The following is a 14,508-nucleotide window of genomic DNA, read 5'->3' as shown; positions in this document are numbered from 1 at the left end:
CTGCAGCACGCCCTTGGCCGCGTTTTCGGGACGGTCGAACAGCTCGATCACCCGGCGCGCCTCGGCCACCGCCTCTTCCGGGGGGGTGAAGGCGGCGTTGCAGGGCTCGATCTGGGTGGGATGGATCAGCGTCTTGCCGTCGAAGCCGAGTTCGGCGGCCTCGTGGCATTCACGGGTGAAGCCCTCCATGTCGCGGAAGCCGTTCCACACCCCGTCGAGCACATCGATCCCGCCGGCCCGTGCGGCCAGCACGCAGTGCGAGAGCCAGCCCAGCATCGGCGCCCGGCCGGGCACGATGCGCGCGCCGGTCTCCTTGGAAAGATCATTGGTGCCCAGCACCAGCGCGGTGAGCCGTATCGCCGGGTCGCGGGCCGCCAGTGCGATCTCCCCCGCCTTGAGCACGGCGAGAGGGGTCTCGATCATCGCCCACAGCTTCAGGCTCGCGGGCGCGCCCAGCGCGTCGAGCCGCCGGGCGACGACGAACAGCGCCTCGGGCGTCGCCACCTTGGGAATGAGCACGGCGTCGGGGCCCGCCCCTTTCGCCGCCGCGCGCGCCAGGGCGGCAAGGTCGTCCTCGAACCAGGGCGTGTCGGTGCCGTTCACCCGCACCACCACTTCGCGATGCCCGAAGCCGCCGGCCTCCAGCGCCTGCGCCACCAGCACGCGGGCGTCCGGCTTGGCCTCGGGCGCGACCGCGTCCTCGAGATCGATGATGATGCCGTCGCAGGCAAGGCTCCGCGCCTTCTCGAGCGCGCGGGCATTGGCGCCCGGCATATAGAGGACGCTGCGGCGGGGACGTGGGACTGGGGACATGATTCGCTCGGCTAATTGGCAGGCACTGCAATCGAGCCTATCCGCGTGTAGGGGGCGCTGCCAATCAGCTCCGTAACGCTGGAACGGGATCATGGACGACAATTTCGACGTGCTTATCGTGGGCGGCGCGATCATGGGTGCCATGACGGCCTATTTCCTCACCCGCGACCCTGCCTTTCGCGGCCGGGTCGGCGTGGTCGAGCGCGATGCCAGCTTCGCGCAGTCCTCCACCACGCTGTCGGCCGCCTCGCTGCGCCAGCAGTTCTCGATTCCACAGAACATCCGCATGTCGCAGTTCGGGCTGGAATTCCTCCGCAGCGCCAAGGAACGCTTCGGTGCCGACACCGATCTCGCCTGGCATGAGGGCGGCTATCTGCTGCTCGCCAGCGCGGCCGGCCTGCCGGTGCTTCAGGCCAATCATCGCGTCCAGCAGGCGGAGGGGGCGGATATCGACTTCATGACACCGGACCAGCTCGCCGCCACCTTCCCCTGGCTGAATGTCGAGGACATCGCCGCGGGCGCCTATGGGCGTTCGGGCGAGGGCTGGTTCGACGCCCACGCGCTGCTCACCTGCGTGCGCGCAGCCGCCAGGGCCCAGGGCGCGCACTTCATTCCCGGCGAGGTGGTGGAGATCGCGCGCGCGGGCGAGCGCATCACCGGCGCGACGCTGAAGGACGGGCGTCGGCTTTCCTGCGGCGCGCTGGTCAACGCTGCCGGCCCGCGGGCCGGCCAGGTGGCGGCCATGGCCGGAATCGCACTGCCGGTGGAAGGGCGCAAGCGCTGCGTCTTCGTGCTCCATTGCCGCACGCCCCTGCCCCGGCTGCCGCTGCTGGTGGACCCGAGCGGCTTCTATATCCGCCCCGAAGGCACCTATCAGATTTGCGGCGCCCCGCCGGCCGCGGACAAGGACCCCGATGCGGACGGCGATTTCGAGGTCGACTGGTCGATCTTCGAGGAGGACATCTGGCCCGCCCTCGCCCATCGCATTCCCGCCATGGAAGAGCTGAAGGTGGTGCGGGCCTGGGCCGGCCATTATGAGATGAACCTGCTCGACCACAACGCCGTCATCGGCCCCCACCCCGAGGTCGGCAATTTCTACTTCATCAACGGCTTTTCCGGGCATGGCCTTCAGCAGGCGCCCGCCGCCGGCCGCGCCATTGCCGAATGGATCGTGCATGGCCGCTCGGTGTCGCTCGATCTCGCCGTGTTCGGTTATGAGCGCATCACGGCCGGGCGCCCTCATGCGGAGCTGAACATCATCTGATGGCACCTCTCCTTATAGGCGCCCCGGCGCGCGTGGCCGGTGTCGATGGCTGCAAGGGCGGCTGGGTCGCGGTGGTGCTGGAGCCAGACGGCACGGCGCGGGCCGAGCGTATCGCCCGCGTGGAAGAGCTGTTCGCGCGCGCGCACGCGCCAGAACTCATGGCCATCGACATGCCGATCGGGCTTCCCGAGCAGGTCGGGCCCAGGGGGCGCGCGCCGGAACGGGAGGTCCGCCCCCTTCTCGGCCGGCGCCGGTCCAGCGTGTTCTCCATGCCCTCGCGCGCGGCGGTCTATGCCGGGCTGGACGCGCTCGCCTTCCCCGAAGAAGGCCCGCGCTACCGGCATGCCTGCGCTGTCGCCCGCGCAACCTCGACCCCGCCGCGCAAGATCTCGAAACAGGCCTTCCACATCTTCCCCAAGATCGCGGAGATCGATCTCCTGCTGCGCACGCGGCCGGAACTGAGGCCGCGCATCCACGAATGCCATCCCGAGGTCAGCTTCTGGGCGATGAACGGGCGAAGCGAGATTCCCATCGCCAAGAAGGTGCGGAACGCACCCCACAAGCCGGGCCTTGAGCTGCGCCGCCAACTGCTTGCGGGGCAAGGGTTCGCCGCTGAAATCCTCTCATCTGCGCACGCCCGGTCGCTGGGTGTGGGTGAGGACGATCTCATCGATGCCTGCGCCGCCGCCTGGACCGCCTCCCGCATCGCCGCCGGCACCGCCCTCGCCTATCCCTCGCCGCCCGAGGCCGACGCCCATGGCCTGCCGGTCTGCATCACCGCATAAAACATTAAATCAATGTTATTTAATTTAAACACACACATTTCTTGTGTTTAAATACTCTTTGCACGAGGATAATTCGTGTTATGTTTGTTGGAGACGCTCTAATAACGGGAACCGACCGGGTATGGCCGCGCCGCAGCAGCAGAAACTGAAGGTCAACGGTCCGGTGACCGTGACCGCCAATCGACTGACCGATGGCGTCGTGGTGTGGCGCACGGCGGCGGGCGGCTGGTCGACCGATATTGCCGAGGCGGCGATCGTCACCACCGCGCCGGAAGCGATCGCCCTGCTGGAGAGCGCGTCGACACCTCACAACGAGGCCGTCGGCGCCTATGTGGCACCGGTCGTCCTTTCCGGCAACGGCGCGATCGGGCCGGGAAACCTGCGCGAGCGTATCCGCGTCGCAGGGCCCACCTTCGCGCTGCCCGGCGCCGAACCACACGCCTCCTGAACTTCGCCCTCTCGAAACCAACGCCGAAGCGACTGCCATGTACGTCTACGACGAATTCGATCGCACCTTCCTTGCCGAACGGGTGGCGGAGTTTCGCGATCAGGTGACCCGCCGCCTGGACGGCGCGTTGAACGAGGACGAGTTCAAGCCGCTCCGGCTGATGAACGGCGTCTATCTCCAGCTGCACGCCTACATGCTGCGCGTCGCCATTCCCTATGGCACGCTGTCCGCGCACCAGCTGCGCCGCATGGCCCATGTCGCGCGGGTCTATGACCGCGGCTACGGCCATTTCACCACCCGACAGAACATCCAGTTCAACTGGATCAAGCTGGACAACCTGCCCGACGCTATGGCCGAACTGGCCGAGGTCGGCGTCCATGGCATCCAGACCTCGGGCAACTGCATTCGCAACGTCACCACCGACCAGTGGGCCGGCGCGGTGCCCGGCGAGTTCGACGACCCGCGCATCTGGGCGGAAATCCTGCGCCAGTACTCGACGCTGCACCCCGAATTCACCTACCTGCCGCGCAAGTTCAAGATCGCCATCACCGCCGCCGGGCACGACCGCGCCGCGATCAAGGTGCACGATGTCGGCCTGCGCCTTCACCGCAACGACGTGGGCGAGCTGGGCTTCGAGGTTCTGGTCGGCGGCGGCCTCGGACGCACGCCTTTCGTGGGCAAGTCGATCCGCCCCTTCCTGCCGGCGCGCGAGCTGCTGAGCTACATCGAAGCCATCATGCGCGTGTACAATCAGTACGGGCGCCGCGACAACATCTACAAGGCGCGCATCAAGATCCTGGTGCACGAGATCGGCGCCGAGGCCTTCGCCGAGGCGGTTGAGGCCGAGTGGGAGGCGATCCGCGACGGCGCGCTGCACCTGTCGGACGAGATGATCGCCGACATCCGCTCGCGCTTCGTCTATCCCGCCTATGAGGCGCTGGAGGACGAGCCGGCCGAATTCGTGGCGGCGATGGGCGATCCGCGCTTCGCCACCTGGTTCGCCAATTCGGTCCACGCCCACAAGGTGCCGGGCTATTCCATCGTCACCATCTCGCTCAAGCCCGTCGGCGCCCCTCCGGGCGACGCCACGGCCGACCAGATGGACACCATCGCCGATCTTGCCGACGCCTATGCCTTCGGCGAGATCCGGGTCGGGCACGAGCAGAACCTGTGCCTGCCCAGCGTCGCCCGTCGCGATCTGCCGGAGCTGTGGCGCCGGCTCGACGCGGCCGGCCTCGCCACGCCCAACGTCAATCTGGTCAACGACATCATCGCCTGCCCCGGCCTCGACTATTGCGCGCTCGCCAATGCCCGCGCGATTCCGGTGGCGCAGGAGATCGCCAAGCGCTTCGCCGATCTCGACAAGGCGCGCGGCATCGGCCGGCTGCACATCAACATTTCCGGCTGCATCAACGCCTGCGGCCACCACCATGTCGGCCATATCGGCATTCTGGGGGTCGAGAAGAACGGCCAGGAATTCTACCAGATCACGCTAGGCGGGCGCGCCGACGAGCAGGCCCAGCTCGGCACGCTGCTCGGCCCGGCGGTGTCCTACGATCAGGTTCCCGGCCTCGTGGAAGACGTCGTCGCCACCTATATGGAGCTGCGCGCCACCCCGCAGGAACTGTTCGTCGACACAGTCGCCCGTCTCGGCGTCGAGCCTTTCAAGGAGCGCGTCTATGCCGCTCATTGAGAAAGGCCGCATCACTGAGGACCGTTTCCACCGCGTCAGCGACGATGACGCCCTCCCCGAGGGCGCCCCGGTGCTGGTCGGCGTCGACCGCTTCCTGAAGGAAGCCGAGGCGCTGAAGAGCCGTCAGGCCCCGGTCGGGGTGATCTGGCCGAACGACCGGCCGATCGCCGAGATCGAACCCTATCTCGGCCAGCTGTCGCTGATCGCGCTGGTGTTCCCGAGCTTCCGCGACGGGCGGGCCTACAGTCAGGCGCGCCTGCTGCGCGAGCGGCTGGGCTGGTCCGGTCCGCTGCGGGCGGTCGGCAATGTGCTGCGCGACCAGTTCCTGCTGATGCAACGTTCCGGCTTCGACCAGATCGAGGCGATCAAGGAAGACGATGCGAAGGCCTTTGACGAGGCGGTCCATCGCTACAGCACCTTCTACCAACCGGCGACGGACGAACGTCCCAGCCTTCTGCGCCAGCGGCTCGGCCGCACCGCGCGCCCGGAATGAACCCGGAGTAGACCAATGACCATTGCCCAGCGCCTCGATGTCGTTGACGACCGCTCCATGCCCTGCACGGACGATGTCGGCGCTCTGTCCTGTGCGCTGGCCGAGGCGTCCCCGACCGAGATCATCGCCGCCGCCATCGACAACGTCGCCCCCGGCAAGCTGTGCCTCGTGTCGTCCTTCGGCACGGAATCGGCCGTCCTGCTCGGGCTCATGGCCGAGGTCGACCGCACCCTGCCCGTGGTCTTCCTCGACACCGGCTGGCTGTTCGAGGAGACGCTGGCCTATCGCGACACGCTGATTACGCATCTCGGGCTCACCAATGTGAACACCATCCGGCCCGACCCCGAGCGCCTCGCCGAGCTTGATGCCGACGGGGGGCTGTGGGACGCTGATCCCGATGCCTGCTGCCGCATCCGCAAGGTGGAGCCGCTGGCGCGCGCACTGCGCGGCTTCGACGGCTGGATCAATGGCCGCAAGCGCTTTCAGGGTGGATTGCGCGCGGAGATTCCGATCGTTGAGCGGGACGGCGCGCGGTTGAAGTTCAACCCGCTGGCCAATGCGCAGCGCGCCGACCTCGACGCCGTCCGGGCGCGACTGGAGCTTCCCCCGCATCCTCTCGCGGCCAAGGGCTTCAGCTCGGTCGGCTGCATGCCCTGCACCAGTCGCGCCCAGCCGGGCGAGGAGATGCGTGCCGGGCGTTGGCGCGGCCGCGACAAGGCGGAATGCGGCATCCATACGCTGCTCTACACCATCTGATCTTCTCTGAATGCCGGCGCTGCGAAAGCCCTCTCGCAGCGCCGGTTTTGGCGCGCGCTCACGCCGGCAAAGCTCTTCTCTGCTAATTATCTAGTATTTTTATATTCTATATTGACTAAGTATTTTACCCATGGAAGCCTTCCCCTCACAGTCAGTCGGCGCCTGCGCGCCGCTATCGGGGAGAGAAGAACATGGGTTTCAGTTTCAGGCCGGTCATTGCCGGCGCGTTGCTCGCCGCGCTGGCAGCCACTCTTGCCGCGCCCACGCCGTCACGGGCGGCCGACATCACCCTGCTCAACGTGTCCTATGATCCGACGCGCGAGCTTTATGCGAAGTTCAACGCGCTGTTCGCGCAGGAATATCAGGCCGAGACCGGCAAGAGCGTCGAGATCAACACCTCCCATGGCGGCTCGGGCAAGCAGGCCCGCTCGGTCATCGCCGGGCTCGATGCCGACGTCGTCACGCTGGCGCTGGCCTATGACATCGACGTCATCGCCGACCGGGGGCTGATCGCGCCGGACTGGCAGAAGCGCCTGCCGGACAACGCCTCCCCCTACACCTCGACGATCGTGTTCCTGGTTCGCAAGGGCAACCCTAAGGGCATCCGCGACTGGAACGATCTGGTGAAGCCCGGCATCGAGATCATCACCCCCAACCCGAAGACCTCAGGCGGCGCGCGCTGGAACTATCTCGCCGGCTGGGCCTATGCGCTGAAAACGTACGGCTCGGAGGAAAAAGCGCGGGAGTACCTCGCCGCCCTGTTCAAGAACGTGCCCGTGCTCGACACCGGCGCGCGCGGCGCGACCGTGACCTTCACCCAGCGTGGCGTCGGCGACGTGCTGCTGGCCTGGGAGAACGAGGCCTTCCTGGCTCAGAAGGAATTCGGCGCCGAGGCCTTCGACATCGTCGTGCCTTCGCTTTCCATCCTCGCCGAACCCCCCGTCGCGATCGTCGACAGGAATGTCGAGCGCAAGGGCACCCGCGCCGTCGCCGAGGCCTATCTCAGGCTGCTCTACAGCCGCGAGGGCCAGAAGCTCGCCGCCGAGAACTTCTATCGCCCGCGCGACCCGGAAGTGGCCCTTCAGTATGCCGACCGGTTCCCCAAGGTGGATCTCGTCACCATCGACGACCCCATTTTCGGCGGCTGGCGCAAGGCGCAGAAGACCCACTTCGCCGATGGCGGCGTGTTCGACCAGATCTTCGCGAACTGATCGTCCTCACGCTCCCCATCGTCCGCCTGACGATCCTCATCGGTCGGGCGGACGATGGGGGCACTTTCGGTCAGAACAGGTAAAGCGAGCCGACGATGCCGCCCACCAGCACCACGGCGAAGATCAGCGTCACCAGACCCAGCCGTTCCTCGATGAAGGTGCGCGCGGAAGGCCCGATCCAGTACAGCAGTCCGGCGACCATGAAGAAGCGCAGCCCGCGAGTGATGACCGACAGCACGACAAACCAGAACAGGCTGTAATGGGCGAAGCCGGAGGTGATGGTCACCACCTTGTAGGGGATCGGAGTCAGGCCCTTGATCAGGATGATCCAGTGCCCGTAATGCTGATAAGCCTCTGAGAACGCCTCAACTTTTTCGCCGTAACCGTAGAGCTGGATCAGAAACAGGCCGACCGATTCATACAGCAGCGCGCCAATCGCGTAGCCGAACAGCCCGCCCACCACCGACGCCAGCGTGCAGATTCCCGCATACCACCACGCGAGCTTCGGGCGGGCGATGCACATCGGCACCAGCATCACGTCCGGGGGCACCGGAAAGAACGAGCTCTCGGCAAAGGAGATGCCGACAAGCGCCCAGGGCGCGGAAGGACGTTCGGAAAGATCGATCACCCACTGGTAGAGGCGGCGCAGCATTGAGAGGTCCAGGTCGGGGCGGGGAAAGGAGCAGGCGTGAACAGTAAGGCGGCGGTTCAGTCGTCAGCGACGGCGCGCGCCGGGGGCGGGGCGCTCGAACGCAGGCACCCGCGACATCGCACCGGGCTCGGCCGCGGCGCGGCTTTTCGGAAGTTTCTCTGCAATTCCAAATAGTTGCTCGCGCCGGCACATCTCCGCCCAGACTTCCTCGGGATCGATTCCAAGATCGACCCACAGCACGATGAGATTGTAGATCAGATCGGCGCTCTCGCGCACGGCGCCGGCGCTGTCGCCCCGCACCGCGTCCAGCGCCACCTCGACCGCCTCCTCCGCCACTTTCTTGGCGATGGAGCTTCGCCCCTTGGCGAAAAGCTTCGCGGTACGCGGCGACGGGTTCACCCCATCACGCGTCGCCAGCACAGCGCTGTGGAGACGGCGAATCGAATCACTCATGACGGTCATCCTAAGACCAATTGGATGAACAGGTTATGGCAGCAGGACCGGACCGCCGTGCCGCCCCTGATCTCGGCTCTGTGAAGTCCTCAGGGGCGGCTCTTTCCCCATTGCGTTTTGCTCCGCAGCGGCGAAGAGAGTATGAGGGGCGGTAGCAATCCCCAGGGTCGTTCCAAGCCGGAGACGGATCAGAAGCGTGCTGAACCTTTCGCCCTTCCGCACCCGCCACAAAGCCGGACGGTCCGGCCTCGCCCTCGCCACCCTAACCCTCGCCGCCGCGTTGACCTCAGCGCCGGTGGTGGCGAACGCAACGCCGGAGCTCGTCATCGAGGTCGACAGCGGCAAGGTGCTGCTGGCCGAGGATGCGACGAAACCGTGGTATCCGGCCTCCGTCACCAAGTTGATGACGGCCTATGTCACCTTCAAGGCGCTGCGTGCCGGCCGCGTGACGCCGCAGACCCTCATCACCATGACGCCGGCGGCGGCGGCCCAGCAGCCCTCCAAGATGGGCTTCAAGGTTGGCACCCAGATCACCATCGACAACGCGCTGAAGATGATGTTGGTCAAGTCGGCCAACGACATCGCGGTGGCGATTGCCGAAGGCGTTGGCGGAAGCCTGCCGGCCTTCGTGGGAGAGATGAACTTCGCCGCCCGCGAGCTCGGAATGGACGGCACGCATTACGACAACCCGAACGGGCTGCCCTCCCCCGGACAGATCACCACCGCCCGCGACCTGGCCGTGCTCGCCCGCGCGATCTACACGGAGTTTCCCGAGCGGACCGACCTGTTCCGTATTCCCGCGATCAAGCTCGGAAACGCTGTCATCCGCAATTACAACAAGCTCATCGACCGCTATCCCGGTGCGGACGGCATGAAGACGGGCTTCATCTGCGCGTCGGGCTTCAACCTCGTGGCCTCGGCCACGCGTGGCGACAAGCGCATCCTCGCGGTCGTGCTGGGCACCAATTCCGGCCGCGACCGCACCGAGGAAGCCGCGCTGTTGCTGGAAAAGGGCTTTCAGCACTCCTGGAAGATCTTCGGGGCCGTGGCCCCCACGGTCGACAGCCTGCGCAATGAGGGTGGTGCGCCCACCAACATGAGCGCGCAGGTGTGCGGCGCAAAGCGCAAGAACACGGCCTCGGAGGCCGACGACGACAGCGCGCCTTCTAGTTCGTCGAGCTTCGTCGCTGCCGGGATGAGCGACCTGGGCGATCAGGTCACCGGCGCCAGCCTGCTCCAGAAGCTGCCGCCCTCCATGCCCCCCGTGGAAGTGTGGGTCGGCCCCTTCAAGAGCGACGACGCGTTGGCGGACGCTTATCCGGCCGCCCCGGCGCCGAAGAAGGCGGACACCAAGAAGACGGCAAGCAAGCCTTCGGTACCAGCAAAGCCGCCTCGGCCGCCGGCGAAGCCTGCGCCGAGGCCGGTCGCAGCGCCCAGTTATCCGGTGGTTCCCCCGCCGCCGCAGTAGGCCGGACCTTCCGATTCCAGCCGCCGCGCCTGCGCGGCGGTTCCGTCTTATGAGGATTGCAACCATGAGCGACGCGCCGCGCCGGCCGCCCGAGCCGATTCCGGTCACGTTGCTGACCGGCTTTCTCGGTGCCGGCAAGACTACCCTGCTGAACCGGCTGCTCAGCGACCCGGGCCTTGCCGACACGGCCGTTCTCATCAACGAATTCGGCGAGATCGGCCTCGATCATCTCCTGGTCCAGCACTTTGACGACGCCACGGTCCTGCTCGCCTCCGGCTGCCTGTGCTGCACAGTGCGCGGTGACCTCGTCGAGGGCCTGGAGCAATTGCTGCGCCGGATGGACAACGGCGTCATTCCGCCTTTCCGCCGGGTTCTGATCGAGACCACCGGCCTGGCGGACCCCGCACCGATCCTGCACGTGCTGATGATGCATCCCTATCTGGTGATGCGCTTCCGGCTCGATGGGGTGGTGACTGTCGTCGACGCGATCAACGGTAACGCGACCCTGGACGAGCACCCCGAATCCGTCCGCCAGATCGCGATCTCCGACCGGATCGTGCTGACCAAGACGGACCTCGTTGAGACGGCGGAAGACAAGGCGGGATATGAGCTCTTGCGCGCCCGCCTGCGCGCACTCGCGCCCGGCGCGCCGGTACTCGATGGTGCCCGCGGCGAGGCCACCCCGCAGGCGCTGCTCAATGCCGGACTGTTCGACCCTTCCGCCAAGATACCCGACGTCTCGCGCTGGCTGGCCGATGAGGCGGTGGACGCGGCGGAAGCCGAGGCACGTGGCCGGACGCACGATCCGAACCGCCACGATGAACGCATCCGCGCCTTCACCCTTGCCACCGAGGCCCCCGTCTCGGCAGCGGCAATCGATATGTTCCTGGAACTCGTGCGCGGCACCCATGGCCCCAAGCTGCTTCGCCTCAAGGGCATTGTGAAGCTGGCGGAGGATCCCGAAAGGCCGCTGGTTCTTCACGGCGTGCAGCATGTCCTGCATCCGCCGAGCCAGCTTGCCGCGTGGCCGGACGACGACCACCGCACCCGCCTGGTCATGATCGTTCGCGACGTCGAACCCGCGGTGATCCGCCGCTTGTTCGACGCCTTCATGGGTCTGCCGATGCCCGATCAGCCTGATGGGACAGCGCTGACCGACAACCCGCTCGCGCCCGCCACCCTGCGGCGCTGACCGGCTGGAAACATGCCGGCTCTCACTGCCCCGGCGCCGGGGCTCCGTTTATGAGCACCTGGGTGCTGCCGTCGGCGGCCGGCTCCGTGGCTTGGGCGGCAGCAGCGGCGGCGGCCTCGACCTTGGGATCGGGGATGCCGATCACCATCGCCCAATAGACTGAATATTTGCTACGCGGCGCCCGCACGGCGGCGATGCCGAGCTTGGTCGCGCCGGGAAGCAGCATGTTCTTGTTGTGAGAGGGCGAGTCGCGCCAGCCTGAGAAGGCCTCCGCGAGCGTGTGGTAACCGGCACCGACATTCTCAGCCGCCCGAAGACCGGTAAAGCCGGCCGCCTTGAGACGGGTGGTCAGCGAACGACCGCCAATGTCGTGGGACAGCTGGTCGGCAGCCGCCATCGACTTGGCCTGGCGCTCAGCCACCACCATCAGCGTCGGATCGATGGTGACCGCCGGCAGGCCGCGCCCCTTGCGGTAATCGCTGAGCAGCGAGGCCGCCGCTTCGGGATCGAGCGTGCCGCCCTTGGCAATGTTCGCATAGAAGGTCTCGTCGACCGGCACCAAACTCGGTCCGGCCGCGCATCCCCCCAGAAGCAGGGAGAAAAGGAAGGCTCCGGCAAGGCGCTTGGCGAGTGGAGCGGGCATTGGGAAACTCTGTGGGTCCACGACGTCGTGGAACTGGTGGGACAGGGGGTCGGCAGATCAGGCCGTACCGGAACCGGCCGCCCCACGCCTGTCGGCTCTGGGCGTGTCGGCTTTAGGTTTATCGGCCTTCGTTTCGTCAACCCCGGGCTCATCGGCTTCCGGGGTGTCGGCTTCCGGCTCTTCATTCTCGGGCGGGCCAATCCTGCCACCGCGGTAGAGGTTCCACGGCGTGTAGGGAATCCCGATCCGCGCGGCCTTCAGCCTCTCCAGCACGGCAAAGTGCAGGTCGCTCTTCACGGTCAGCGCATAATCGACATTGGCGACCACACACCGCAGTTCGAACTTCAGATAGCTGTCGCCGAACGCCATCAGAAACACTCTCGGCGGCGGGCTTCGCAGCACCTGTGGATGATCGCACGCACATCCCACGAGAAGATCGCGGACCTCGTCGGCGTCCGAATCATAGGCCACATTAACAGCCACGATCACCCGACCGGTGGTGTTGGCGTGGGTGAAGTTTTTGACCATGCCGGTGATGAGGTCGGAATTGGGGATCACGACCGCCGCCCGATCAAAGGTCTCGATCTCCGTCGCGCGCACACTGATGCGGCGCACATAACCTTCCTCACCCTTCACCGAGATGGTGTCACCAACCCGGATCGGGCGCTCCGCAAGCAGGATCAGCCCGGACACAAAATTCGAGACGATGGACTGGAGACCGAAGCCGATACCAACCGAGAGCGCGCCGGCCACCAGCGCGATATTCTCGAGGTTGAGCCCGATCCTCCCCATCGCCATCGCGATCACCGCGATCGAGCCCATATAGCCGATGATAGTGGCGATGGAGTTCTGAAGCCCGGTGTCGAACGACGTCTTCGGCAGGATCGCCACCGCGACCCAGCGCTGCACCGCCCGCGCCAGTATGATCCCGATAACGAGGAACAGCACCGCGCTCAGGACGTCGCCGACAGTGATGATCGAACTGCCAATGGTGAAGCCAAGGGTCGTTCGATTGAGGATGTCCTGGAGGTCGCCGGTCGACGTGCCGAAGGTGCCAAATGTCAGCAGCAGCACAGCGATCAGGGCCACCACCTTCAACACGCCGGCCACCAGCACCGCGAGCAGTTCCACGCTCGCGGGACGCACGCCCAGGGTCTTGGCGACGCTGCGCACCCGGGGGCCGCCGGCAAGGCTGTCGACGAACAGCGCGTTGATCAGCGCCGCCAGCAGATAGAACGTGCACCCCATCACCACCGCGATCAGCGCGCGGGAGGAGAGGAAGGAGGCCATGCTGACATAGCCGGCCACCAGCACGACGATGATCAAGGCGTTCAGCACCCAGAACGGGAACCGGATCCATTGCAGCGGGTTCGCTGCCGCCGTCCCGGCCTCGCCGCTACCATCGGTTTCCTCGCCATCGGCAACCGCGGTCAGCGCACGGATGCCCCGCATGGCCACCAGGATCAGCGCGATCGACATGATCGCACTGGTCGCCACGGTGAGCGGCAGAGGCGCCACCAGCGCCCGGTGCACCGTGTGCAGGGCCGACGCGACGGCCAGGATCCACAGCCCACGCATGGCATGGCGGTAGATCAGGGCGGAGACATCGTCCGTGACCGGCATCACCCGGCGGCGCGGCTCGCCCGGCGCCAGCGCGCCGATGAGCAAGCCACGGCCGACGGCGACGATGGTGACCGCCAGCGCAAACCCCTGCGCGATCTCGTTCACACGCGGCGGCAGGAGGTCGACGCTATTGAACAGGGCGATCACCGTAAGCGTCGCGATCGGGGCCGCCGCCGAGCTCAGGCTGGCAGTCAGTGCCGAAAGCGCCGTGGCCTTCAGCCGGCCCAGCGGCTCGCCTGGGCCGGCAAGGTCCGCCCGGTGCAGCGGTCGCGCGAAGATGAACTGGAGAACAAAGATGACGATGACGATAGCGATGCCCGCGAGTGCCGTCGCCATCTGTCCGACGGCTGACATGCGGGCGTCGGCATAGGCGCGCCAGTCGCCAATCAGATAGCCGATGCCCCGCCCCTCGATCGGCAATGCCGTGGCTGCGGAGATCCACAGATCGGGATTCAAGACGCTGTACGAGCGCGCCAGCAGTGTGTCCGTGAAGAGCGCCCGCCGCCGGCCGGTGATGCGGTCCGCGACCTGGTCCGCGCGCAGCTTGACCAGCCGCACCTGCTTCAGCACCGCGTCGAGTGCGCTCACCTGCGCCAGGAGCGTATCGCGCTCCTGGGTTACGGACGCATCCTCGGGAGGCGCGTCGGCGGCAGGCTTGATGCCGATTTCCTGTGTGCGCCGGTTGAGTTCAGCGAGCTGCGGCTCCAGCCCCGAGATGGCGTTGGCAAGTTGCGAGCGCACCGGATCGAGCTGGCTGCGCAGTTCATCGAGGTCGCCGGGGCGCAGGCCATCACGCCCCAATGCCCGCTCGACGCTGTCCACGACCGCCCGCTGGCCGATAAGTTGCTCCTGGACGGACTGCTGGTCGGAAGGCAGTTGCGCCGCCGCGGGTCCACCCGCGAGCAGGCAGAGCAGCATGAACACCAGAACGGCGAGTAGAGCGGCGCCATGGCGCGGCAGCATGCCGATGGCGGGGCGAATTGCAGGAGAAGCCATGATCACGGGCGGTTTTGA

General features: G+C 66.6%; 14 protein-coding genes (1 of these 14 running past the window's edge). 9 read left to right on the top strand and 5 right to left on the bottom strand.

Annotated features, from left to right (window positions below; translation table 11 throughout):
• Positions 1-813, bottom strand: the 5' portion of a protein-coding gene (locus tag G3A50_RS15115) for an HpcH/HpaI aldolase/citrate lyase family protein (RefSeq protein ID WP_163076040.1). Its footprint begins 87 nt before the window's first position; the window shows 813 of its 900 coding nt (coding positions 1-813); its start codon is at positions 811-813; the stop codon falls past the left edge of the window.
• A 91-nt stretch (positions 814-904) separates the two neighbouring features.
• Here G3A50_RS15115 and G3A50_RS15110 point away from each other — a divergent pair, with 91 nt between their 5' ends.
• The 7 genes from G3A50_RS15110 to G3A50_RS15080 all read left to right on the top strand — a co-directional run bounded on the left by G3A50_RS15110 (position 905) and on the right by G3A50_RS15080 (position 7,463).
• Positions 905-2,077 (top strand): NAD(P)/FAD-dependent oxidoreductase, encoded by a 1,173-nt coding sequence (locus G3A50_RS15110; RefSeq protein ID WP_163076039.1) that lies wholly within the window; start codon positions 905-907, stop codon positions 2,075-2,077.
• Positions 2,077-2,862, top strand: a complete 786-nt coding sequence (locus G3A50_RS15105) for a DUF429 domain-containing protein (RefSeq protein WP_163076038.1) — start codon at positions 2,077-2,079, stop codon at positions 2,860-2,862. The genes G3A50_RS15110 and G3A50_RS15105 overlap by 1 nt, the downstream gene beginning before the upstream one ends.
• Positions 2,863-2,983: 121 nt before the next feature.
• Entirely contained in the window at positions 2,984-3,310 is a 327-nt protein-coding gene (locus tag G3A50_RS15100) for a DUF2849 domain-containing protein (protein WP_163076037.1), read from the top strand.
• 37 nt (positions 3,311-3,347) lie between these two features.
• The gene (locus tag G3A50_RS15095) at positions 3,348-5,003 is read left to right on the top strand and encodes a nitrite/sulfite reductase (RefSeq protein ID WP_163076036.1); all 1,656 of its coding nucleotides are present in this window, start codon (positions 3,348-3,350) and stop codon (positions 5,001-5,003) included.
• Complete coding sequence (locus G3A50_RS15090; RefSeq protein ID WP_163076035.1) at positions 4,990-5,496, top strand: DUF934 domain-containing protein; 507 nt, start codon at positions 4,990-4,992, stop codon at positions 5,494-5,496. The genes G3A50_RS15095 and G3A50_RS15090 overlap by 14 nt, the downstream gene beginning before the upstream one ends.
• 15 nt (positions 5,497-5,511) lie before the next feature.
• Positions 5,512-6,252 carry a phosphoadenylyl-sulfate reductase gene (locus tag G3A50_RS15085; protein WP_163076034.1) on the top strand — a complete coding sequence of 247 codons (741 nt, stop codon included), beginning with the start codon at positions 5,512-5,514 and terminating at the stop codon, positions 6,250-6,252.
• A 191-nt stretch (positions 6,253-6,443) separates the two neighbouring features.
• Positions 6,444-7,463, top strand: a complete 1,020-nt coding sequence (locus tag G3A50_RS15080; protein WP_163076033.1) for a sulfate ABC transporter substrate-binding protein — start codon at positions 6,444-6,446, stop codon at positions 7,461-7,463.
• Positions 7,464-7,533: 70 nt separating this feature from the next.
• Here the strand turns inward: G3A50_RS15080 and G3A50_RS15075 are convergent, their stop codons facing one another.
• A complete protein-coding gene (locus tag G3A50_RS15075) occupies positions 7,534-8,115 on the bottom strand; it encodes a YqaA family protein (RefSeq protein WP_163076032.1) in 582 nt (193 codons plus the stop codon).
• 63 nt (positions 8,116-8,178) lie between these two features.
• Complete coding sequence (gene hisE, locus G3A50_RS15070; RefSeq protein WP_163076031.1) at positions 8,179-8,568, bottom strand: phosphoribosyl-ATP diphosphatase; 390 nt, start codon at positions 8,566-8,568, stop codon at positions 8,179-8,181.
• Between the two features lie 196 nt (positions 8,569-8,764).
• Between hisE and G3A50_RS15065 the strand changes: the two genes are divergently transcribed.
• Both G3A50_RS15065 and G3A50_RS15060 read left to right on the top strand, forming a co-directional pair.
• Positions 8,765-10,036: a D-alanyl-D-alanine carboxypeptidase family protein gene (locus tag G3A50_RS15065; RefSeq protein WP_246251731.1), complete on the top strand. Its 1,272-nt coding sequence runs from the start codon at positions 8,765-8,767 to the stop codon at positions 10,034-10,036.
• Positions 10,037-10,100: 64 nt separating this feature from the next.
• Positions 10,101-11,228: a CobW family GTP-binding protein gene (locus G3A50_RS15060; RefSeq protein WP_163076030.1), complete on the top strand. Its 1,128-nt coding sequence runs from the start codon at positions 10,101-10,103 to the stop codon at positions 11,226-11,228.
• Positions 11,229-11,250: 22 nt separating this feature from the next.
• Here the strand turns inward: G3A50_RS15060 and G3A50_RS15055 are convergent, their stop codons facing one another.
• Both G3A50_RS15055 and G3A50_RS15050 read right to left on the bottom strand, forming a co-directional pair.
• A complete protein-coding gene (locus G3A50_RS15055; RefSeq protein WP_163076029.1) occupies positions 11,251-11,871 on the bottom strand; it encodes a CAP domain-containing protein in 621 nt (206 codons plus the stop codon).
• A 57-nt stretch (positions 11,872-11,928) separates the two neighbouring features.
• Positions 11,929-14,490: a DUF3772 domain-containing protein gene (locus G3A50_RS15050; protein ID WP_163076028.1), complete on the bottom strand. Its 2,562-nt coding sequence runs from the start codon at positions 14,488-14,490 to the stop codon at positions 11,929-11,931.
• Positions 14,491-14,508 lie beyond the last annotated feature (18 nt).

Origin of the sequence: Ancylobacter pratisalsi, assembly GCF_010669125.1 — a bacterium.
Lineage (GTDB): Bacteria > Pseudomonadota > Alphaproteobacteria > Rhizobiales > Xanthobacteraceae > Ancylobacter > Ancylobacter pratisalsi.
Note: the sequence above shows the minus strand (reverse complement) of the source record. Positions and strands in the feature narration are given on the sequence as shown.